At 36.6% G+C, this 25,017-nt stretch carries 15 protein-coding genes and 1 pseudogene; 2 read left to right on the top strand and 14 right to left on the bottom strand.

The window, feature by feature from the left end; genetic code table 11:
• The 8 genes from E7Z78_RS05860 to E7Z78_RS05825 all read right to left on the bottom strand — a co-directional run.
• Positions 1 to 9,857 (bottom strand): right-handed parallel beta-helix repeat-containing protein (locus E7Z78_RS05860; protein WP_303724228.1); only part of this gene is annotated, 9,857 nt, incomplete at its 3' end.
• 620 nt (positions 9,858 to 10,477) lie between these two features.
• Positions 10,478 to 10,825: a hypothetical protein gene (locus tag E7Z78_RS05855; protein WP_303724227.1), complete on the bottom strand. Its 348-nt coding sequence runs from the start codon at positions 10,823 to 10,825 to the stop codon at positions 10,478 to 10,480.
• 8 nt (positions 10,826 to 10,833) lie between these two features.
• Positions 10,834 to 10,986, bottom strand: a complete 153-nt coding sequence (locus tag E7Z78_RS05850) for a hypothetical protein (protein WP_303724226.1) — start codon at positions 10,984 to 10,986, stop codon at positions 10,834 to 10,836.
• A complete protein-coding gene (locus tag E7Z78_RS05845; protein ID WP_303724225.1) occupies positions 10,983 to 11,504 on the bottom strand; it encodes a hypothetical protein in 522 nt (173 codons plus the stop codon). The genes E7Z78_RS05850 and E7Z78_RS05845 overlap by 4 nt, the downstream gene beginning before the upstream one ends.
• A gap of 343 nt (positions 11,505 to 11,847) precedes the next feature.
• Positions 11,848 to 12,243, bottom strand: a complete 396-nt coding sequence (locus E7Z78_RS05840; RefSeq protein ID WP_303724224.1) for a hypothetical protein — start codon at positions 12,241 to 12,243, stop codon at positions 11,848 to 11,850.
• Positions 12,236 to 12,595: a hypothetical protein gene (locus tag E7Z78_RS05835; protein WP_303724223.1), complete on the bottom strand. Its 360-nt coding sequence runs from the start codon at positions 12,593 to 12,595 to the stop codon at positions 12,236 to 12,238. The genes E7Z78_RS05840 and E7Z78_RS05835 overlap by 8 nt, the downstream gene beginning before the upstream one ends.
• A gap of 197 nt (positions 12,596 to 12,792) precedes the next feature.
• The gene (locus E7Z78_RS05830) at positions 12,793 to 14,457 is read right to left on the bottom strand and encodes an AMP-binding protein (RefSeq protein WP_303724222.1); all 1,665 of its coding nucleotides are present in this window, start codon (positions 14,455 to 14,457) and stop codon (positions 12,793 to 12,795) included.
• 155 nt (positions 14,458 to 14,612) lie between these two features.
• The gene (locus E7Z78_RS05825; RefSeq protein ID WP_303724221.1) at positions 14,613 to 15,185 is read right to left on the bottom strand and encodes an XRE family transcriptional regulator; all 573 of its coding nucleotides are present in this window, start codon (positions 15,183 to 15,185) and stop codon (positions 14,613 to 14,615) included.
• A 671-nt stretch (positions 15,186 to 15,856) separates the two neighbouring features.
• Here E7Z78_RS05825 and E7Z78_RS05820 point away from each other — a divergent pair.
• Both E7Z78_RS05820 and E7Z78_RS05815 read left to right on the top strand, forming a co-directional pair.
• Positions 15,857 to 16,549 (top strand): hypothetical protein, encoded by a 693-nt coding sequence (locus tag E7Z78_RS05820; protein WP_303724220.1) that lies wholly within the window; start codon positions 15,857 to 15,859, stop codon positions 16,547 to 16,549.
• A gap of 274 nt (positions 16,550 to 16,823) precedes the next feature.
• Positions 16,824 to 17,534 (top strand): thymidylate synthase, encoded by a 711-nt coding sequence (locus E7Z78_RS05815; RefSeq protein ID WP_303724219.1) that lies wholly within the window; start codon positions 16,824 to 16,826, stop codon positions 17,532 to 17,534.
• 12 nt (positions 17,535 to 17,546) lie between these two features.
• Here E7Z78_RS05815 and E7Z78_RS05810 read toward each other — a convergent pair whose 3' ends face one another.
• The 6 genes and pseudogenes from E7Z78_RS05810 to rbr (E7Z78_RS05780) form a co-directional block, all read right to left on the bottom strand.
• The gene (locus E7Z78_RS05810) at positions 17,547 to 21,473 is read right to left on the bottom strand and encodes a C1 family peptidase (RefSeq protein WP_303724231.1); all 3,927 of its coding nucleotides are present in this window, start codon (positions 21,471 to 21,473) and stop codon (positions 17,547 to 17,549) included.
• Positions 21,474 to 21,618: 145 nt separating this feature from the next.
• A pseudogene (locus E7Z78_RS09740) lies at positions 21,619 to 23,030 on the bottom strand (nicotinate phosphoribosyltransferase).
• A 17-nt stretch (positions 23,031 to 23,047) separates the two neighbouring features.
• On the bottom strand, positions 23,048 to 23,332 hold the full coding sequence (locus E7Z78_RS05795) for a hypothetical protein (protein WP_303724217.1): 285 nt from the start codon (positions 23,330 to 23,332) through the stop codon (positions 23,048 to 23,050).
• 74 nt (positions 23,333 to 23,406) lie between these two features.
• Positions 23,407 to 23,952 carry a rubrerythrin gene (gene rbr, locus E7Z78_RS05790; protein WP_303724216.1) on the bottom strand — a complete coding sequence of 182 codons (546 nt, stop codon included), beginning with the start codon at positions 23,950 to 23,952 and terminating at the stop codon, positions 23,407 to 23,409.
• A 54-nt stretch (positions 23,953 to 24,006) separates the two neighbouring features.
• On the bottom strand, positions 24,007 to 24,339 hold the full coding sequence (locus E7Z78_RS05785) for a hypothetical protein (RefSeq protein ID WP_303724215.1): 333 nt from the start codon (positions 24,337 to 24,339) through the stop codon (positions 24,007 to 24,009).
• A gap of 56 nt (positions 24,340 to 24,395) precedes the next feature.
• Positions 24,396 to 24,941 carry a rubrerythrin gene (rbr, locus tag E7Z78_RS05780; protein ID WP_303724214.1) on the bottom strand — a complete coding sequence of 182 codons (546 nt, stop codon included), beginning with the start codon at positions 24,939 to 24,941 and terminating at the stop codon, positions 24,396 to 24,398.
• Positions 24,942 to 25,017 lie beyond the last annotated feature (76 nt).

The following is a 25,017-nucleotide window of genomic DNA, read 5'->3' as shown; positions in this document are numbered from 1 at the left end:
AAAGTACAGTCCCCTTTGTTGAATACAGTAATATTAAACGCAACAGTGTTATTCACAATAACAAAGTCAGTAATATTTAAGCTTACTTTCTCAACAGTCATATTAGGCAGGTAAACAGTTACATCTGCTGTGTCATTGGTTTCATTGGTTTCATTAGACTTAGCGGTTACATTATTGACTAAAGTTCCATTGGTATTGGCTATGAACCAAATAGTGAATGTAGCGTTTCCACCTTTAACAAGAGTTTGTTGATAAGTGAAAACATCACCAGATCTAATCCATAAATCCTTATCAGAATGGTTTATATAAGTCAATTCCTTAGGTATGTAACTTTCAGTAACAGTCACATTGTGTAAATCACTGGAACCTTTGTTGATTACTGTAATATTAAATGCAACAGTATTATTCACAATAACAAAGTCGGTTGCATTCAATGAAACTTTCACAACGCCTAAACCAGGGTTTGAAACAGTTACGTTATCAGTACTGTTGGTTTCATTGGTTTCATTGGATTTAGCAACAGCAGTGTTGTTTAAAGTACCATTGACTTTAACGGTAAACCAAACAGTGAATGTAGCGTTTCCGCCTTTGACAAGATCGCCATAAGTGAAAACATAACCTGATTCAGATTTGGTCCAACCTTTATCCTCAGAATAACCAACAAATGTGAACTCATCAGAGTCAAATACATCAGTAACAGTCACATTATGCAAGTCACAGTCCCCAGTGTTGAATACAGTAATATTAAACGCAACAGTATCATTAACAATAACGAAATCAGTAGCATTCAAACTTACTTTCACAACAGTCATGTTAGGGTTGTATACGGTAACGTTAGCAGTGCTGTTTGTTTCATTGGTTTCATTGGATTTAGCAATAGCAGTGTTGTTTAAAGTACCATTGACTTTAGCGGTAAACCAAACAGTGAAGGTAGCGTTTCTGCCTTTGGCAAGATTGCCATAAGTGAAAACATAACCCTCTGCAGATTTGGTCCAACCTTTATCCTCAGAGTATCTAATGAATGTGAACTCATCAGAGTCAAATACATCAGTAACAGTCACATTGTGCAAGTCACAGTCCCCTTTGTTGAATACAGTAATATTAAACGCAACAGTATCATTAACAATAACAAAGTCAGTAATGTTCAAACTTACCTTCTCAACAGTCATATTAGGATTGTAAACAGTCACATTAGCAGTGTCATTAGTATCGTTAGTCACATTAGACCTAGCAGTAACGTTATTGACTAATGTTCCATTGGTTAATGCCTTGAAATAAATTGTGAATGTAGCGTTAGCACCAACAGCAAGATCTTTAGTATAAACAAAAGTCTTGTTGTCTTCAGACTTCCAATCAGCACCAACAAACCTGATAAACTCAAACTCATCAGCATTGAAAGCCTCAGTAACATTCACATTACCTAAAGTACAGTCCCCTTTGTTGAATACAGTAATATTAAACGCAACAGTGTTATTCACAATAACAAAGTCAGTAATGTTCAAACTTACCTTCTCAACAGTCATATTAGGATTGTAAACAGTCACATTAGCAGAACTATTAGTATCATTAGTTACATTTGATCTAGCAGTTACATTGTTTACTAATGTTCCATTAGTTAAAGCCTTGAAATAAACTGTGAATGTAGCGTTAGCACCAACAGCAAGATCTTTAGTATAAACGAAAGTCTTGTTGTCATCGGACTTCCAATCAGCACCAACTAACCTGATAAACTCAAACTCATCAGCATTGAAAGCCTCAGTCACATTAACTTTGCTTAAATTACAATCACCCTTGTTGAATACAGTAATGTTAAACGCAACAGTGTTATTCACAATAATAAAGTCAGTAATGTTCAAACTTACCTTCTCAACAGTCATATTAGGATTGTAAACAGTAACATTAGCAGAACTATTAGTATCATTAGTTACATTAGACCTAGCAGTAACATTATTCACTAATGTTCCATTAGTTAAAGCCTTGAAGTAAACTGTGAATGTAGCATTACCTCCAACAACAAGTTCTTTTCCATAGAAGAAAGTCTTATTGTCTTTGGATGCAGTCCAATCATCACCAACAAATCTGATAAACTCAAACTCATCAGCATTGAAAGCCTCAGTCACATTAACTTTGCTTAAATTACAATCACCCTTGTTGAATACAGTAATATTAAACGCAACAGTGTTATTCACAATAACAAAGTCAGTAATGTTCAAGCTTACCTTCTCAACAGTCATATTAGGATTGTAAACAGTAACATTAGCAGAACTATTAGTATCATTAGTCATATTAGACCTAGCAGTAACATTATTCACTAAAGTACCGTTAATCAATGCTTTGAAGTAAATAGTGAATGTAGCGTTACCACCAACAGTGAGATTTTTGCCATAAACAAAAGTCTTATTATCCACAGATGACCAATCAGCACCAACAAATCTAATGAACTTAAATTCATTTGCTTTGAATGATTCAGTAACATTAACTTTGCTTAAATTACAGTCCCCTTTGTTGAATACAGTAATATTAAATGCAACAGTGTCATTTACAATGACAAAGTCAGTCACATTCAATGAAACTTTCTCAACAGTCATGTTAGGTTTGTAAACAACAGTTGTATTGTTAGCTGTATCAATACTGTTTCCGGTTTCATTGGTTGTTAAATTAACAGTGTTTACAAAAGTACCATTGGTTTTTGCATTAAATGTTATGTTAAAGCTTAAACTTTGATATGCAGTTAAATTACCTTTATATTTGAATACATTACCCTCTTTAATCCATACTTTGGAATTTGTATGATTCATATATTCCAATTGTGTGGAATTGAAGATTTCAGTAATTGTAATGTTGTGTAAAGTAATATTGAAGGTGTTATTAACCACAATTGTAAAGGTAACATTTTGACCAACAATAACAGTTTTGTTGATTGTTAATTTTTCAACTAATTTTAAAGCCAATGTGTCATTGTTTGCAGTAATAATTTTATTGCCTGTTTCATTAGTTGTTAAATTGACTGTATTTACTAAAACTCCGGTTTTCAATGTTTTGAATGTGATAGTGAAGTTTGCACTTTCATTCACATCTAAACTGCCTTGATATTTAAATACCATGCATGTGTAATTAACAGCCACATCACCAACAGTTTTTGTGATGTAATAAGTGTTGTTTATTACCCATTTGTCATTATTGGTATGGTTTAAATATTTCAATTCAGCAGTGTTGAAAATCTCGGTAATAGTCACATTATGCAAAGTGAGGTAAATAGTCTTATTGGTTGAGCTATTTGTACCGTTTGCAATACCATGATTTGTAACAACTACAATGAAATCAACATTATCACCAACGAAAACAGTCTCATTGACAGTGATCTTATCAAGCAATTTTAAGACCTTGGTCTTGTTGCTTGCAGACATTGTCTTGTTTCCTGTCTCATTGGTTGTTAAATTGACTGTATTTACTAAAGTACCGGTAGTCAATGTATTGAATGTTATAGTAAAGTTAGCACTTGAATTACCTGCTAAATCACCTTGATATTTAAATACTATACAAGTATAATTTACTTTTTTACCGTCAACAGTCTTATTAATATAATAAGTACTGTTTATTATCCATAAACGGCTGTTAGTATGGTTAACATACTGTAATTCAGCTGTATTGAATATTTCAGTAATAGTAACATTGTGCAGGGTGAAATTGTTAGTGTTATTTACAATAACAACAAAATCAACATTATCCCCAACTAAAACAGTCTCATTGACAGTAATTTTTTGAACCAATTCATCTTCAATAGGTATTGCCCTGAATGAAGATTTGTTTTCAATAGCAGTGTAATAGGTACTTTCCCTGTAAATTGCGTGAACAGTATAGTTTCCTACTGTTAAATTGGTTAAAAGCAATTTGGTAGCACCATAAATGTCGGTTTTATTAATTTCATCATATGTGACATTTTTCACTACATTACCAGATTCATTATAAACAATGATTGTGATAATCTGATTGTTTTCGAAAGGATATTGATAGATATCCTCACCGTCATGACTGTTTTCAGGACCGATTACAGGATTAATGTCTTCTGATGGAGTTTGCTTAATGACTTCATTGCCGTCTTTGTCATAGAAAGGATAGCTGATATTGTTTACAAGAACATCACTATCTCTGTTATACATTGCATTAGCAATATTGTCACCACCTTTATGGTAGACAATGATTGTGATGTTTTCACCTTCATATACTGTTGCAATGTATTTATAGTCTTCACAAGAACAGTCACATGAACCATCATCTGCACAGTGTCCTTCACATCCGCATTCACATTCGCAAACATCATAGTTGCTTGCACGAATAAGATCAATCATTCCGTTGGCACGCATTTTGTCCAACATCCTATTATGCACATTGTTCATGGTATTTTCACGATTTACTACATTATGGCTTGAGCAATTGCAAGTACAATTGCAAACTCCTTTAACAGTACAGTTAGCGGTACTGTTCCATCTGTCATAGTCAATGATGAGCAAGTAGGATTTAGCCTGATTGTCAAAGAATGTTGAATCATGAACCTTTAATGTTGAATCTTGCACATAGATTGCAGAACCGTTTGTAGCTGTGTTGTAGCTGAAGTATCCTTGAATATCAATGTTTTCAGAGTTTGAAACATGAATTGCTCCACCTTCACCCCTATCTCTATCGATATTTCCTGTAGCCTGGTTGCTTAGGAATGTAGAGTTCTTAATGATTAAATCATTAGCCCACATGATTTGGGCAAAACCACCATTTTCTGCAGAATTGTTGAAAGCAAAGATGTCTTCCATGTATAAATTATCACCATAACAAACCATTGCACCACCAGTTTCATCTGCGAAATTGCATGAAATGTTGTTATGGGTGAAATTGGTGTTTTCTCCTTGTATGGCCATAGCTCCTCCAGAACTGTATAAAGGATATTCATCATTGTTGTGAGCTTCATTGAAGGTAATGTTGTTGTATGTGAACAGATTGTTCTCACCATCAATAGAGATAGCTCCACCCATATACGCAGTATTTTTAGAAATGTTGTTTCCTGTGAAATTATTATTGTTTCCTTCGATTGCTATTGCACCACCAGAGGATATAGCACTATTGTCAACAAGTGTACAATCCTTTACAATGGTGTTATTACCTGTAATATAGGTGGATCCACCTGAATGAGCATGGTTGTTTACTGAAGTTACGTTATCGAATTCATTATCGTTTCCTCTAACGTAAATAGCACCACCCTCTTCGGTAGCGTTACAATTTGACAGGGTCACATTGACAAATGTACATCCGTCTCCTGCAACGTTTAATCCACCACCACGAACACTAGCAGTGTTGTTGTTCAAGTCGGAATTTATTACAGTGACATTGTTACCTTCGATGAATGATGATCCACCACGTTCAGCATGATTGTGTATAGAAGTCACATTATCAAAGAATGCATTGTCACCAACTACATATACAGCTCCACCTTTCTCGGAAGCACGGTTGTTTGACACACTGACATTTATAATCTTACAGTTGTCACCGCCTCCGATGTTCAATGCTCCACCTCTGATTTCAGCGGTGTTGTTGTCCAGGTTACAGTTCTGAACAGTCACATTTGAACCTCTGATGAATGTGGAACCACCACGATAAGCGGTGTTGTTGTTTGAGTGAACATTGTCAACTAAAATATTGTCACCGACAATGTCGAATCCACCACCTAAACCGGTGTTATCGGTACCGTTATAGATAGCCTTGTTATTGTTTAACTCACCGTTTTTAACGATTACATTAGTACCGTTGATGAATGTGGATCCTCCACGTTGAGCGGTGTTGTTGTCTGCAATGATACCATTAATGGTTGTACCGTTGGACATGATGTAAAGCCCACCACCCATGGTACCTGCCTTGTTATTGGATACACTCACATTGTTAACTGTACAATTGTCACCTGCAATGTTCAATCCACCACCCCTGAGGGTTGCGGAGTTATTGTCCAGGTTACAGTTTTCAATCAATGTGTTGTCACCCCTAATGAATGTTGACCCACCACGGTAAGCGGTGTTGTTGTTGGAGTGTGTGTTAATAATATGACAGTCATTACCTGCAATGTCCAATGCTCCACCGAGACCGGTTGAGTTAGGATTGCTTTCGTTGAAGTTAGCCTTGTTGTTGTTGAACTCTGAGTCCTGAACCAATACGCCAGTACCGTTAATGAAAGCTCCTCCACCACGTTCAGCATTGTTGTTATCAGCAGTGATATTTGTGAATTGAGCTCCATCGGAAACTACGTAAATACCACCACCCATAAGGCCTGCATGGTTGTTGTTGATTTCCACATTTGTAACAGTACAGTTTTCACATTCAGCGATGTTCAATCCTCCACCCCTGAGGGTAGCGTTGTTACCATCCAATTTACAGTCTTCAACACGAGTGTTGTTACCACGAATGAAAGTGGATCCTCCACGATGAGCACTGTTATTGAATGAATTAACATTTGTAACGTTACATCCATTACCTAAAATGTCCAATGCTCCACCGAGACCGGATGTATTGGTTTGGCTTTCGTTGTAGATAGCTCTGTTGTTACTTAATGTACAATTGTCTACAATCACATCATTACCCTTGATGTATGCTCCACCACCGTTTTTAGCGGCGTTGTTATCAGCAGTTACATTTCTCAAGAGTGTTCCGTCAGCAACAATATAGAGACCTCCACCGAGACCGGATTCATCCTCATCACTATCAAACGCATTGTTGTTGGATACGTCAACGTTGATTATTTGACATCCTGAACCTGCAATGTTCAAACCTCCACCCCTGAGGGTAGCGTTGTTGTTGTCGAATTCAGAATCCATGACTAAGGTGTTGTTACCCCTGATGAATGTTGATCCACCACGGTAAGCGGTGTTGTTGTCTGATGTTACATTGAAAAGATGACAGTCGTTACCGACAATATCAATTGCCCCACCAACACCTGAGTTCTCTTGATCAGTTACAATCGCCTTGTTGTTACTGAAAGTACAGTTCTGTACCAAAGTATTATTACCTTCAATATATGCGGAACCTCCTTTTGCAGCAGTGTTGTTTACTGAAGTCACGTTTTCAAATAAAGCGCCATTTGCAACAAGACAAATAGCTCCACCTTCAGTACCTGCACTGTTATCGGAGATATTGGAATTGGTGAATGTACTTGGAGTGTCTGTAGTGTTGATGTACAGTCCTCCACCTTCTGAGGTAGCGGTGTTGTTTTTAATGATGGAATTGTCAACATTAACTGTGTTAATGATGTATAAATCGATTGCTCCACCCCTGTCTGCGGTGTTGTTGTAGAATTCACACTCAAGGATTTCTACGTGTTCAATATTATACATGTGAACTCCTCCACCTTGAGCACGCTCATCACCACGGTCTCCTCTTGCAGTGTTGTTAACAAATGTAGTGTTAACATAGCTGAGAACCGGAGGTTGAACATAATATACATCGATGGTCACGTCAATAGCACCACCGTTACCGTTGGTAGCCACATTGTCGTAGAACTCGGAATCTTCAGTATTGAACGGTCCTCTTAATGCACCACCATAGGTACCTTTGTTGGCTGTAAATGTGGAGTTGTGTATGCCAACTTCACCATAACATGACCAGATAGCTCCTCCACCGTTTTCAATACCTCTACCTGCATCTTCACCATTACCGTAAGCGGTGTTGTTGGTGAATGTAGAGTTATATACATTCCATTCATAACCGTTTTGGATTTTGACGGCTCCACCACCGATATCGGCAGTGTTGTTGATGAAAGTTACATTGCTTATTACACCATTATTGGAACCTCCAGCAACATAAATTGCTCCACCGTCAGCACCTTCACTGTCCGCATGGTTGTTTGTGAAGTTTGAATTCAATACATTGAAATTGTGTGCATTTGCACCAACATAAATTGCTCCACCGTCACCATCAGCGACATTACCGTTTATGAAATTCATATGGTCCAGAACCACATTACTTACACCATCATTGATGGTGAATATTCTGGATTCACCTTCCGCATCCAAGACAGTTCCATCAGTACCGATTATTGAAAGAGTTTTGTCAATAACCATAGTTCCATCAATATCATTTAGATAAGTGATATCTTTAAGGAAAATGATGTCGCCAGCTTGAGCGTTGTCGATTGCCCTTTGAATATCAGAAAATCCGTTACCCTCAACTTCTATAATACCAAAAGTACCCTCTTTTGTTTTACCGTCCAAATAAGTTGCGGTATATGTGTAGGTATCTTTTGGAAGATGTGAGTAATCATAGACTATCTGTCCGTTACTATCGGTTACACCAGTGACAGTGTCAACTAAATCACCATTACTATTACGGATTTCCACTTGGATTTCTTCGTTTGGTAATGGAACTTTAGAGCCGTCGCCACCAGATGCTCCGTCAATGTTTCCTACAACAATGTTTGAGTAGTCTGTTGCCAGAGTAAATGTTAATTTAGGATATCCTCCAGTAACAGTTAAATCAGTTACTCCACCAAGTTCACAGTTTGTTACTTTACCGTCACCACTACCGTCAGCATAAATTGCTTTTCCTGTAGCAGCATTGTTGTCTGTGAAATTAGAGTCAGTCATTTGTGCATTGTGACAGTTGTCAGCAATGTATATTGCTCCACCTTGACTGGTAGCAGTGTTTTCATTGAAATTAGAATTTGATATGGCGGTATTATCATTGTTAATATAAATTGCACCACCAGTTGCAGCCTCATTTTCAGTGAAATTACAGTTATCAATACTAATACTTAATGTTTCAATACTTACTGCACCACCTTGTCCTGCTTTGTTTCTTTCAAAATTACTGTTTAAAATAGTTGAACCAGAACCATGTAATGCAACTGCACCACCAGACAAATATGCTTTAGTAGCTTCGTTGCCGACAAAGTTACAGTTATCAACTACAGAATTAGCTCCAGTAACATCTAATGCTCCACCATTACCATTGCTAGCTTTATTGCTAGTAAAGTTGGAATTTCTTACAGTTGCTGTACCTAAAACTGTAACTGCTGCATTAGATGATTCATGATTTTCTACTTTACAATCAGTTAATTCTGCATCGGAATGAGCATTAATAGCTCTACCATTTGAAGTGAAATTAGAATTTCTCACTGTAAGAGTTCCTCCACTATAAACAGCAGCAGAACCTGATGCAATGTTTTGGTTGAAATTGGAATTTGTTATTGCAAGGTTTCCGGCACTATAAACAGCCCCGTAAGTACCTGCAGCGTTTTGTTCGAAATTACAACCATCAATTTTATTATCGGAACCTGCAAAGTAGATTGCTCCACCAGATCCACTCCATCTAGCTTCATTATTTGTAAAGTTACAATTGGTAATTTGGGTATTTGAAGCGGAACTAGATCCATGAATAGCACCACCTTCTTTTACTTGACAATTTTCAAATACACAATTGTTTATTGTACAATCTGAAGCATCGATATTAATTGCAGATCCAGGTCCATTTCCACCATAGGAATTTAAAATCTTAACGTTGTTCAATGTTATTCCGGCTGCATTAAAGCTAAACACTTTTGCTGAATGAGCGTCAATTGTTGAAAATCCATTTGGATTATCACTAGTTCCACCGGAAATAATCACATTAGCGACATTAACATTAATTACTTGGTTTGCATCCCATTCACCCCAAGTGGATGAGATACTTTGGTTTCCCAAATAGATTGTGTCTCCTTCCTGAACAGCTCCGGAATCAAACAGATTTTTGATGTCCTGAACTGTTGAACCAGACACATCATGTGTGGCCGATAATTTATCATCGTTACTGGCCTGTAATTTATCAACTGTAGTTTCATCTTGCAACATCAACGGTAGGTTATCACCACCCGTGTCTGTCGATATCGTATTATTCATTGCTGAATCCTGCGATGCACTAACTACTCCCACTAAAGATACGAACAAGAATAATATCAAAATAAGTAAAATAGATTTTTCTATTTTTCTATTGATATTATCTCCTCCATTATGAATACAATTTTTTACTTACCCGTATAATAAATATTATTTATCATACCAATTCAATCATGAAACATGATCAAATCATAAAAGAATGACAATAATTATTCGATTTTACTGTACAAATTTCATTTTGATTTTAAATCTGCTTGATTAAAAAACCGTTTTTGTACAATCAAACAAAAATCGACCATTCCCTTACGAACTATACATTTGTTTGCAATAATATATAAATGTTATAATTATATGGCCAAATTGCTTTAAAAAAATTGAATAAAAAAAGTTTATAATTGCCTAAAAAGTTAAAATAAACGATTATTACTGTTTAATCATGCAACAATATGAAATTGAAAATGAATAAAAAAAGTAAAAAAAATATGACATTATGAATTTTCAACAAGTTGAATAATATTCAATAAATTACAAATTATTTAAAATTTAAAAAAATAATTAAAGTGAAGTAAATTCACCTAAATAATTTCATCTGAAAGTAAATCATCAAAGACATACCATATCCTGTTCTCGCTCAAAACCAACTCCCTTAACTCATCAATCGAGTCAGCTTCAAGGACATTTCCAAATTCCCGGTAGCAATACCCTCCGTCAACAGTATGGACCCTGAAAATCCCGGTGCTGTTTTCCATATAGTTAACTTTCAGCTCCATTGTGAGAAGCTCCTCAAAAAAATGAAGAACCTCCCTCAACTCCAAGTCACAGACATTGGACAAGTCCAAAATGCCATAGTCTATTTTTTCAAGTGTCTCGGCACTTAAAAACTCATAAATCTCTTGTGAATATTGGGCTAAATTTAAATGCATTCAAACCTCTAAATCAATACCATCCACAGCATGCACAGATTAAGCAGCAGTGTGTAATAGCTGCTTTTTCTATCATCCCCCCTAAGTATCGTGTACATTATTATTGACACTGAAAGCATTACAATTAATAGCTGAAAACCGCTTACAAAATTGTTGATCATCTTATCATCCCCCTCATGATTTCAATAACCAGCTGATTTAAAGGATTATTAGGTGATATGAACTCATCATTTGCCTTGTCGGAACCGAACTCGGCAAAATATGGAGTGTGACCGCAGCCCCCATCGATTGTGGCTCCGAAAGTTAACTCATCTCCCTTGACCTTTACCCCAAAGTCGGCAAACTCAAAGACAAGGACATTGTCCACATCACTAGTGCGAAACTCCCTTTCGCTTCCACCGTATTCCAGGTGAAACACCGCTTCGCCATTGTCCATCTGGCCTGTGGCGAACACCAATCGGATGTAGATTCCATCCTCACTGGCTTTCCTTTCAACAAACTCAAAAAACTCATCATCCATCTCATCATACCCATACTTCTCATCTGCCATTCCGGCATAGGTGGGCATGTAGTCTCTGGATGTGAGTTCATCCACATAAAAGTGAAAATCCTCATTTCCTGCTACGGAGTTTTCAACAGTCTTTCTAACGTTTAAATTGATATTTCCTTTTGTTTCCATACTTATTCCTCAAATGATGACGGTTTATAAAATTTCAAAAGCCTTTTTACTAATAACAATTACAGCCCAGTCTAGGTGAAATGACTGGACGTATAGAGTCTAAAAGAATACTGCACTCCCATATGCAGTTATGTTTACGTGTGGTGTCATTTTTATCAGCCTCCAAATTCCCAAAAGTTCGTACAGAGTCCAAATTCAAATAATATCAAATGATGATGTTTAATTTAAAGTGCATAGTAACATTACCTTCAGGTTATATATAAAGGTTTTCTTTTTTATGGTTGCTTGCATGGCAATAGTGATGTCTAAGTGTAAATTTTTGATGATTTAAAAAAAAATTTATTTATAGTTTAAGTGGTGGTGAGTTCTTGAGGGCTTCAATTTGTTCAAGACCTATTCTTGACTCCTTTTTAACGAAGTTGAGTCTTTTCTCGAAAAAAGAACCATCATATTTTTCCCAATCATAATCCGCTTGATTTCTAATTTGTCTTAAATTCTCTAAAATCCCACCTATTGAATTTTCAGTAGGGTTATTAGAATTCTTTAACCTGTCGCAAATCCTCTTGTGAATGTTCTTTCCACTGATGAATTCCGTTTCATGCATGATTAAAATCAAATATAATCTGGCACAACCAAAAAGTGAATAATAGTACCTGCTGATTGCAGAGCGACTATACTCCTCACCTTCTCTAAGAGCAAGATAATCTGCCACATCCTTGACATTTCTAAAATCAAACATCTAAAATCCCCGGCATTACACATAATTCACGACAGATATTTGCATTTTTCCAAAGTTCACGAGTTTTAGAGTCAAATTGTCTCATTTCATCTCCAATGCCATTGTTGAATCTCTCTTCAGTAACGTCGACTCTTAAAATTATAAAATCATCATCCATTTCAGGTTCGAAATTCATCTCAAGAGTGTATTCAGCATCACTGAATGATTCTTCAAGGTAAGGCTTCACCTCCTCAAGTAGCGTGAAGATGTTCTCGTTCATTTTCAATTGCTTGCGGATTTCATCTGGGGAATTGATATTATAGTACTCACCAAGTTCCTTAAATTTCTCATCAAAATTCTTTTCATCATACATAATATCAACCTGTTAAGTTTAAATGCACTTAACACTATTATATATTGGCCTATTGATTTAAAAAGGTTTTTATTGAAATGATAATCTTATTTCAAGCTCAAAGCAATATTGCTTTCATAGTGAAGTAATTAAAAAAATAGCAACTAAATAATGAATGATAAAAATGAATTAAAATAAAAAAATAATGTTAAGGAGATTTACAATTCTCCCCTTTCGCGTCTTTCATCCAATAGCTTGAGACCTAAGTCGCCCAGCTTATACTTTTGAATCTTACCACTTGTTGTGAGTGGGAACTCATCGACGAAGAACACGTATTTAGGCACCTTGTACCTTGCAATGGATCCTATACAGAAGTCACGGATATCGGCTTCAGTCACATCATCAAATCCTTCTTCCTTGATGATGAATGCCCCTACGATTTCACCGTACTTCTCATCAGGTATTCCTGCAACCTGAACGTCCTGCACGCATTCATTGGTGAACAGGAACTCCTCGATTTCACGAGGGTAGATGTTTTCCCCACCACGGATGATCATGTCCTTGATACGGCCCACGATTGAGTAGTATCCGTCCTCATCCACTGTCGCAAGGTCTCCTGAGTGAAGCCATCCGTCAGGCTCGATGGTTTCAGCGGTCTTTTCAGGCATGTTGTAGTAACCTTTCATGACGTTGAATCCCCTGCACATGATTTCCCCTTTCTCACCAGGTCCCAGTTCCTCACCGGTGTCAGGGTCAACGATTTTAACCTCAATGTTTGGGAACTTACGTCCGACAGTGTTGATTTTCTTCTCGAATGAATCCTTTGCGTTTGTTTGTGTAAAACCAGGTGCTGCCTCGGTAAGGCCGTATACACTGGTTATTCCCTTCATGTTCATTTTCTCAATCGCATCCTTCATGGTCTCGACAGGACAAGTTGAGCCTGCCATGATTCCTGTACGAAGTGAGCTCATGTCGAACATGTCAAACATCGGATGGTTCATCATACCGATAAACATTGTCGGAACACCATAGATTGAGGTACATTTTTCCTTCTGGATTGAGGATATAGCTAGAAGAGGGTCGTATTCCTCAAGAACAACCATGGTTGATCCGTGAGTGATTACTGCCATAACACCAAGCACTGTACCGAAACAATGGAATAATGGCACCTGGAGAAGCAGTCTGTCTTCAGGAGTGTAATACATGTTTTCCCCAATGTAGTAACCGTCGTTTACGATGTTACGTGAGGTGAGCATTACGCCCTTTGGGAATCCTTCGGTTCCGGATGTGTACTGCATGTTGATTACGTCATGCTGGGTTACGGAATCCTTCACCTTCTGGTACTCGTCATCATCATAGTTCATTCCTAAAAGCAATAGCTCATTGGTGTTGTACATTCCACGGTGCTTTTCCTGTCCGACGTGGAAGATGAACTTCAGGTGAGGGAACTTCTCGGCAACAAGGTGTCCCCTTGCACAGCTTTTTAATTCCGGTACCAGTTCATTGATAATATCAAAGTAGCTTGTGTCCCTGAAAGCGTCAGTCATTGCCAGTGCCTTCATGTCGGACTGCTTGAGGACATATTCAAGCTCGTGTGACTGGTAAGCTGTGTTTACTGTAACGATTGTTGCACCGATTTTTGCGGTTGCAAACATGTATGTGAGCCATTCAGGAACGTTTTTAGCCCATATCCCTACATGGTCTCCTTTTTCAATACCGATAGCTAGCATTCCTTTTGCCAGGTTGTCTACTCTTTCGTCAAATTCCTTATATGTAAATCTTAAGTTTCTGTCTGGATAAACGATAAATTCATGATCTGGTTGCTTTTCAACCATTGACTCGAAAAACTTCCCTAATGGAAGCTCTGTAAATAATTCACTCATACTCTTCACCTCTAATATCTTATAATAAAATAACTAACCAAAATACAAATCATTAATGCAATCCCAATTGCAATGTTTCCAAGTGTAATTCAAAATCAGCAGTGTAAAATCTATCGGTTTTTGGCTTGAAAGTTATTTTATTCATCCTAAATCACCTAGTACGGAGTGTATAGTACGGCTAATATCTTTGCGCCGTTCTCGCTTTTCGCGTGGAGGTGGTGCGGTACCGCTGAGTCATAGAATATGGTGTCGCCTACGCCGATTGCATAGGTTTCCTTACCGTAGATGACTTCAATTTCACCTTCAAGTACATAAATGAACTCTTCACCCTCGTGAGAGGACAGTTCCTTTTCCCCTTCCTCAAACTGGATATCGATCATGAACGGGTCGATGTTCCTGTCTATTTTACCTGCGCCTAATGAGTGGAACTCAAGGTTGGTTGCGTTTGTCACGTCTTCACGGCCTGAGAAGTAAAGTGAGTTTTCGGTCTTTCCGCCACGGGTTACTACCGGTCCGAGTTCCGGTGTGTCGTCAAGGAATGTTCCAAGCCTTACCCCTAATGCTCTTGCCATCTTGGTTAACGGGGTGAGTGATGGAATTACTTCCCCAGCTTCCATGGCTTTGAGAACTTCAAGCTTTACGCCACTTCTTTCTGCGAGGTCTTCTATAGACATGTCCTGTCTAGCTCTAATGTCTTTAATTTTTTTTGCAAAATCTTCGTTTGTCATATATTTCACACTTTTTTTGAATTTACACTTAAAATAATCTAAGTATATATAATTATATTCAATAATATATTTAAAAGTATCCAAAAATCCGCATTAAATTCCATGAATTTGATTAAATTAATTGTTAAAAAATAAGTGAAAAATGAGCAATGTTTAAAAATTGAGGCAAATAGCTAATTGTCTCAATATCATCATATATAAATGCAATAGTTTTTTGACTACAAAAACGATTTTAACCTGCAAAATTGAGCTCAAATCAAAGAAAAAGCATTTATATTATCCTAACAAACTAATTACTGTAAAGACTTTCCCCTTTTCTTTACAAAATATTTGAGAAACTATATTTAGTTTTAAAATTTCCAGATGATAAGGCTAGTTAAAAACTAGTCTTATTCAATTAAGTTTAAATAGTTTAAGCAAGATAAATTTAATTGGAAAACATAGAAATATGTTTTTCCAAAATGATATGTAATTTATGCACGTTTTATAAAACGCAAACGAACAAACACAAAAAAACAGTATATAAATGTATTATTATCTGGTTTAATCTTAATTGATTGGGCTGGATAATATCAATACTGTTTTTTTAATTCACACATTACTCTTTTTTAGATGATTTTTAGCAAAGTATATTATACAATAATTACCCAAATATCAAGTAAGGTGAAATTTTGCAAAAGAAAACTAAAATCATTATTATTGTGGTTCTTTTGCTCATACTGGGATTGTTGATTTTTAGTGAAGAGTATCAAAAGAGCAATTCCCCCTACCGAGTTATTGGAAACAACAGTTTAGGTACCGTTGAGAAAATAACCTACGGGAACATGAGCGCCAACAATTCAATCGCATTGATTACCGGCATTCATCCAAGGGAAACACTATCAATCGATCCTGAAACAAAAGCGGCAAAAGAATATGTTGACGGAAGGGATGACGTCAAGATCATCCACTATCAGGTCAATGTAACCAAAGACCCTAAAAACTACAAGAAGGGAAGGGCAAATGGTGAAAGCCTTGTTCATGACTTTGTAAATCCGGACGTTACCTCATCAGATGCAGATTGCGTAATCATCAGCCATTCACATGTGGAATGGTATGGAGAAGGATTCTATCTGGCAACACCTGAAATGGACAATGCCTCTGTGAAAATTGCAAAAAAGATAAACAAGACCAGCGATTTCGGATATTATCCACGGACAGGAAACGAGTCATACAAGTCCACATCTGCAGTTCTTGTTTCAAAGCCTATTGCACAGGCAGGATATCCTACTTTCGTATATGAGATTCCAGAAAACATTACCAAGCAGGATTCAACCGACTGGGCCAAGGACTTATTCAAACTGATGGAAAAATATGCCTGCTAGCATATTTTTACCACACTTCTTTTTTTACCAAAAACTCCACTCATTTTAGATATCCAATAATTGAATTAATGACTAATTAAATCAATTTTAAGAAATATCCATCCATAATAATGAAAGCATTATCTAAAATATCCGCATTATCATATAAAATCAATGATGTGGAAAATGATAATCTACATGAAGCAATTAGTTTATGGAAATTTTTTAAAAAAATAAAATATTAATATTAACAATTACAAAGTTTTAATTAATTTTACTAAAAGGACTGTTTTAAATGTTAAGTATTAATCAATGTTACTTAGATTTTGTAGATAAAATCTTGAAAAGCGGAAAGGAAACATATAAGGACTCAAATCATCATCTATTGGAAAGTTTAGGAAACTTCTACGTAATAGATGACCCAATGGATTTGAAATTCAGGGCAAAATATCAAAACTACACTACCGAAATGATGCTTGCAGACATCAAATCCGGAAAATACGACATTGAAGGATGCCCAATCAAAAGCGATGCATTATACGAGTATGTAAAATCAGTGGAAGACCCAGACATAATCAACAACACACAAGGGTTCGTCTACACATACCCTAACCGTATATTCGCACACTTTGACGTTGACCAGTTCGAAAGCATGAAAAAAAGGATCCTGACAGCAACCGGATCAAACCGTGCAGTGGCAGTGACAATCAACCCTATTGAGGATGCAGAAGAGGAAGACATTCCATGCCTTCAGTTCCTCCAGTGCCTTGTGCGTGACAATGAGCTTACAATACACTGCATATTCAGAAGCAATGACATTTTCGGAGCATTCTACTCAAACATGTTCTTCATCGCATATTTAGGTTTAAAAATGAAAGAGGAAGTTAACAAGGAAATTGTCGGAGAAAAACTTAACTTCGGCGGAGTTCATTACCACTCAACCTCAGGCCATATCTACAATACTGACATTAAAGCAGCTAGAAAATTAATAAAAGCAAATAAATAAGGTTTTTTAACCTTATTTTTTAATTGTTATCTTATTTTTTATTTTTAATGCACAATATTTAGTTGAAATGGTGTATTTTCCAACCTTATACCTCTTGGTGATTTTCAGGGTTGCAATACCCTTACTGTTGGTCTTTACCTTATAGGTCTTGCCCTTGAACTTGAAGGTTAATTTCTTGTTTTTAAGGATTTTACCCTTGGAATTCAATAATTTGGCTTTAAACTTAATGGTTTTTCCTTTTTTGACAGTCTTGTCCTTGGCGATTATTGTGGATTTGACTGTAATCTTATTGGAAACCTTGAATCCCTTATATTCAGCAGTTATTGTATACTTGTTAGGCTTCAAGGATATTTTCAATGATGCATATCCATTGGAATCACTGTACTTGTAATAGGACTTGCCGTTGACTGTGAATTTCACTTTTGCATTTTCAGCAACATTACCATTGTCGTCAAATATCCTGACTTTATATGATGAACCTGCACCATAATACATTGTCAAAGCCTTGTTTTCAGTTATCCTTTTGACAACATTGATATTTTGGGTTTTAACCTCTCCTGTGTTGAGGTTATTCACAATAATGTTGTATGATCCTGGAGTTAAATAGATATCATAGCTTAACATTCCATTTGAATCTGTTTTTAGGGCGTAATTGTTGGCCCCAATTGCGAGGGTGACTTCCTCATTGGCCAATTTCTGACCGTTGACATCCAAGAGATATACAATATAGCTTGAATTAAATGTGTATTTTGTGGCTGCAGGCAATGAGATTGTTGATTTGATTAAAATATTTTTGGAAATCTCTGATTCGAGGCATTTGCCATCATAAGGACATGAAACATCAATTGCATATCTTCCAACATCCAGTTTGAAGTTTACTGATGCAATACCCTCATCATTGGTAGTGTTCTCCTTGGTTACTTTACAAACAGTGAATCTGATGGTTTTTCCAGAAATAGGATTGTTATTCCTGTCCAATAGCCTGATAGAATACGTAAAGTCATCATTATGATATGCTTCAGCATCACTTGCCTCAATGAATGTCTTAAGATAGTTTATGTTGAATGAATCAGTGCCGTTTACACAATTGTAGTAGTCATTGACAAAATATGCCTCAACGTCATATTTTCCATAGTACAAGTCAGTTAAATCAAGTTTTCCAACACCATCAGTGACAGTGACCTCATGAATGCTTTGATTTACATTAACATATACTGTCTCATTGATCGGTTTTGAGAGGGTGATGCTGATATGAGCATCGAGCAGTCCAACAGTGCTGTACAATGCGATTTCAATATCGCCTTTTGATATGTCCACTGTGACGTTTGAACTTGATGAAATGAAACCTGTCTTTTCAAAGCTTGCAGTGATTAAATTAGCTCCGAAATTCTTGAAGACATGGAACAAGCTTGCATAGCCGTTAACGATATCCACAACATAATCCTGACCTTCAATATTGAATGTGACATTGCCTGACAGGACAGGGTTTCCATACTCATTCAATACCAAAGCCTTGATTATGGAAGGACTGTCAGTGTTTTCAACAGTCAAGTTAATTGTTGTGTTGACCGGATTCAATACTGTGAACGCCTTTATGCAGGCAACTTGAGAAGCGTAAGTGTGGCCAGGATATGAAACTGAAAAATCATATAAGTCATCCCAATGTTCACCATCATAGCTAATGAATGATATGCCTCGGGAATAGAGTTCCTTGTTTAAGCTGACCGCTTCTGAAATTGGAACACCCGCATCACCATCAACAGTTATGTTAAATACAACTTCAAAGAAATCCCCAATATTCAATGGGATATATTGAGTCAATTCAATTGTTGAATAGCTATTAGGAGAGCTTCCAACTTGAGTGTGCTTCAACAATCCATTCACATAAATTGACAGATTCCAGTTGGTTTGCCTGTCAAAGTAAGTTGAAACCGCTGTTAAATATTCATTGTCTGATGCCTTGAATATGTTCTTATACAGGACATTGCTGTAGTAATTATAAAGGTAATCTGTCTTACCTGCAATGTCATACTGGTAATTCTTATCGTATTTGATTGAATCATTGAAGACAAAGACGAAATTCTTCTCCAATGCACCAGGTTTGGCACATACTGCATCATAATATGAAACATAATAGTATCCGTTTAAACCTGAGTTTGGACCCCAACTGTTCTTAATGATCCATGCACCATCACCAGGAGGTCTTGTTGAGAATTTAGTTCTTGAGTAATTATCATCCCATCCTACAATAGTCACTGCATGGTTAGCACCCTTATCACCATTATAATAATGATTACCATTATAAGCACCTGCCCAGTAAATTGATGTTGCCACTGCACCATATTCAAGGATGGCTCTTTTAATAGCATCATTGTCCAAAGGATCGTTTCTTTGTAAGAACAAAACATTTTGAATATGGAACATACTATTCAAGACAGGAGAAACCACAGTTCCTATATTATACTCATCATCCGTTTCATTTATCGGACCTAACCAGCTTACAAGGTATCCATAACCCATTTTATCATATCCTCCAGTGTTAGGGTACATGTCCCAACCGTAATCGGAGAATAATGCCATAATGTTTTTCATATTGGATTCTGAAAGGTCATATATTTTACCGGTTGCCTTCAAGATGCATGATTCAAGAGAAGCAATTGATGCGAAAGCCCAACAGTTACCGTTTTGTCCTTGATTTTTAACGGGAGTAACATAATGATCTTTTCTTAAATCATATGAACTTGGCAATGTTCCATCAAAAGTGGAGTTATACCTGATTAACAGGTAATCATTGCTGCCAATGGTTAAATTCACACTTTCTGATTCGAATACATCATCATAAATACCTGCAGAATTATTTGAAAATGAATTATTCAATGATTCATCCAATATTGAACTAGAAGACAACTTATTTGCAAGACTATATACTGCACCAGCATTTTTTGAAGCAGTGTTTCTTTCAAATCCATTATTGCTAATGTAAAGATTCAATCCGTCAGCATAAACAGCTCCTGCATTTTTTGCAGAGTTATTCATAAAAGTGGAGTTGAAAACTGACAGGATTTGATACATTGCATATATTGCCCCACCGTCATATTTGGCCTTATTGTCCCTTGCGGTAATGTTGATGAATGTTGAATTAGACCTTAAAGAAGTTACAGCACCTCCAAAAGTAGCTGAACAGTTAATGAATTCAGTATCCTGACAGTACAGTTTCAAGGAGTCCAGAATATAGATTGCACCACCAGCATCCTGACGAGAGTAGTCATTCATGAATCTGGACTTTTTAACAGTGATGAATGTGGATTCGCTCTGACCTGCAATTGCTCCACCGTATAATCTTGCTGAATTGCTGTCAAATAAAGTATCATCAATGTTTAATGTACCCATATTAATATTTATTGCACCACCATAATCTGCAGTATTGTTGAAAAAGGTACAGTTGTACAAATTGATTGTAGTGCCTGCATAAGTTGATTTTATTGCACTTGATAATGAATTTTTAAATATTACATTATTTGCATTAATATTGGCATTACCATTATCTGTAATAGCCAGATTAAGCAAGGTAACATTTTGAAGATTTAGATTTGTTGAAACTTTAAAACCAGTACCATAAAATTTAATGATTGTAGATTCAACATGCTGGCCTATGATTGTGACATTCCTAATGGTTTTTGAATCATCCAATTCGTATTCGCCATCAGCCAGATGTATAACTGAATCTGATTTAATCCTTTCATCTGTTAAATTTTTATAAGGATTGTCAAGGGTTCCGTCCCCAGTATCGTTTTCAACATTAGCATCAAAGTAATAATCAGCACCTAAAACATCACTTGTATCATTCAATCCAAGTGCTGTGGCATTATCGGCTGCAAAACCTGTCGGAATCACAATCAACAGACATGCCAATATAGACATCAATGCAATAAATTTCATTTTCCTCAAAATATTTCCCCCATTGTACCAATTTAGACTCATATAATTGGTAAAATGTATAGAATATTAGTATTTAAGTTTTTTATAATATAAATACTGTTTGATGAAAAGTAAAATTTAAAGAAAAAAAGAAAAAATAAGGATTTTAAATCCTGTTATTGGAATAGTTCAATGCCCTTGACTTGATGTCGGCAAACATATCATCAATGAGCAATTCACCATTCTTAAATACTGTTTGAAGACAATCCTCACCTTCGCCATCAATTGGAATTGTTTTGAAGGAGTTATTGTCGTTAACCAATTTGAATCTTCCTGTCTTGGACTTTTTACTTGAATCCAATGGGTTTTTGAATATGTCATGCCATTCTCCGTCACGCAATTGTGCAGAGCACTTGAAGGCATTCCTTTGAGTGTCACGGGTGACATTGGAGTGCAATCCTCCACCCATACCGAATATGATGTTCTGGGCAGCCCAACCGCTTGATTTCATTGCAAAGAGTATGTCACGAATCTTTTGATAGTTTAAACCGTCACCCCAAAGAAGTCCGATGTTGAGGTCAAACACTTTATATCCCTTATCAGTCAGGTGACTACCAAAGCCTTCTGACAGCAAGTTAAGACAATCGATAGTGGTTGATACAGGCTCTCCACTGTCCGGACGGAACACAACCTTGTTATTCTCACCGTCAAGGAAGTTCAATATTGCCTCATTCAAATCAGTACCTGATTTTCCGGCTTCTGTGAGGAAATTACGGTAGTTATATGAATCGATAACAATTGACAATATTCCCTCTCTTGCCTTGTCGATTACATTTAAGACCTGGTCGAATTCACCTTCAGGACCGAGTGAAGTCATCACGCTGTGCTCTGTTGCCTGAACTGAAAAACCGTAAAGGTCAGAGTCATTGTAGTAGTTTTCAGGAATTGTCAATGCAGGGATTGTGTCTGTTCCGGAAAAGCTTAAAAGGTGTGCTGATCCGCATAGCATTGATGATTCTGTTGATGTTGCTCCACGATAACCGAAATCATGAAGCATGAAATCCAGATTGTCCTTTTCAGAACCTGTAACATCCAGTAGAAGTTGCACAGTTTTCTGACTTCCGCTGATAATGTTGCAACTGTTGACGGATACCATACCTGAAGCAACAATGATTCCAGGTAGTTTACAAGCCAGTAGGATTTCTTATCTGTGTTTTCAACAGTCATGAGAACATTGCTTACATCCACAGGAGTTCCTTCCGGAACCGCCTTGATTTCAATAGGCAATCTGCCGTCATGCTCATCCAATATGTATTGCCAGCCATCCCTGTTGAAAATATCCGGACCTATATGTGCTGATATGAGATTGTCAGCCTCATCTATCTTTTGTTGAGTTACGACCTGCCCTTCCAGATACTTCTTTAGGATGTATTGAAGTCCGTAAAAAATTGTCTTGTTGAACTCGGCGCCCACTCTGCTTTCAAGGTAGGAGTAAATCTTTTCTGTGCCTTTTGGGTAGAAGTAGTGGTGAGTTACCTTGTAACTATCTGTTAAAAGACAAATATTGTTTTCAATCATTTTATCACGAATATATTTTATACATTAATTGCATTATCATCTATCATTCTTGCAGAAACCTCTTCAGCTTCGCTTTTGAGATTTCTTATGACGACTATATTGTCATCCGAGAGGAAATAATATAACACTGCCCCAATTATGAAAAACAAAAGCAAAACTATGAAAATCCATAATTTAAAACCCTTCTTTCTCAATATGGCTGTGTCTCCAACTCTGCTTTCAAGTTCATAACCGCTTTCAATATATCTTTGAATTGACTCATCGAATTCATTCTGATTTTGAACAGTTACCTCAATTTCCATATGAGTACTATATCTTAAGATATTGAAATAATTGGTGATTTTGTGGTAAAAAAAATAAAAAAGGAAAAAAAGACCTAGATGTAACTAGTGTCTTGTTTTCTGAAGTGTGCTTGTGGGTGGTCACATAATGGGCAGACTTCAGGAGCGTCTGTTCCATAATGGATGTATCCACAGTTGTTACATTTCCATGCGATTTCTTCATCTTTCTTGAACACTTTGTCAGCTTTGATTTTTGCGGTTAATGCATTGTATCTGTCTTCGTGTGCTTTTTCGGTTGCACCAGCTGCATCGAATAAGTCTGCAATGTCGTCGAAGCCTTCTTCACGTGCGGTTTCAGCGAACTCTTTGTACATTTCAGTCCATTCTTCGTGTTCGCCTGCTGCTGCATCTGCGAGGTTGGTTAAAGTGTCAGGCACTTTGCCTCCGTTCAAGAGTTTGAACCAGATTTTAGCATGTTCTTTTTCATTGTCGGATGATTCTTGGAAAATCTCTTTGATTTCAACGTAACCATCTTTTTTAGCTTGAGAAGCGTAAAATTCGTATTTTACACGTGCTTGGGATTCACCAGCAAGTGCTGCTTTTAAGTTTTCTTCGGTTTTGGTTCCTTTTAAATCTGCCATAATTTCATCTCCTTTAAAAAGTATATTAATTAATTTGATGTTTATATATTTTTCCTACCAAGTCAATACTTCCCTTTGAATGAACAGGTCCTCATATCTGCAGTTGATCTTGTCCTTGCCACCCTCGAATATTGTGCAGGCCAGATCCTTTTCATTGTCCAGGATGAATTGCCTGAACTCCTCGTAAGCGTTCCATTTGATGGAATTTCTCATGAACTTATTGACTGGAAACTCCCATCTGATGTTGTCTCCCTGATAATATTGGATGATTCCTTCTGCATACTCTTGAGCTTCCTCATCAAGCAGGTAATCCCCGTCTACCAGTCCCTTGAGGGTGATGTCGGGAAACCTTGGGTGTCTGATGAAAAATACTACCATCTTGTTCATATAATCACTAAGTATTGATTTTAAAAAAAGTAAAAATAAAAAAAAGTTAAAAGAGCTTATTTAAAGTTGGTTGCTCTTTCTTCGAAATGTGCTTTTGGAAGTCCACATACAGGACATTTTTCAGGTGCATTAGGACCTTTGAAAACAAATCCACAGTTTTCACATTTCCATTCGATTTCTTCTGCTTTGTTGAACACTGCATCGTTTTCAACGTTTGCAAGTAATGTTCTGTATCTTTCTTCGTGTTCTTTTTCGATTGCTCCCACTTTTTCAAATAAGAATGCAATCATTGGGAAACCTTCTTCTTTAGCGGTTTCTGCGAACTCTTTGTACATTTCAGTCCATTCTTCGTTTTCACCATCTGCTGCAGCGTTTAAGTTAGCAATAGTGTCTGGTACGTCTTCATCGTGTAATAATTTGAACCAGATTTTAGCGTGTTCTCTTTCGTTTTTGGAAGTTTCCATGAAAATATCGTGGATTTGAACGTAGCCTTCTTCTTTTGCTTTAGCTGCAAAATATTGGTATTTAGTATGTGCTTGGGACTCGCCAGCGAATGCTGCCTTTAAATTTTCTTCTGTTTTTGTGCCTTTTAAATCAGCCATAATAACATCTCCAATATATTACTATTTATTATCATTACATAAATATGTTTTTAAAATTAGTTAAGTTTGATATGAA

The sequence above is a fragment of the Methanobrevibacter thaueri genome (genome assembly GCF_015062915.1).
GTDB classification, from domain to species: domain Archaea; phylum Methanobacteriota; class Methanobacteria; order Methanobacteriales; family Methanobacteriaceae; genus Methanocatella; species Methanocatella thaueri_B.
Note: the sequence above shows the minus strand (reverse complement) of the source record. Positions and strands in the feature narration are given on the sequence as shown.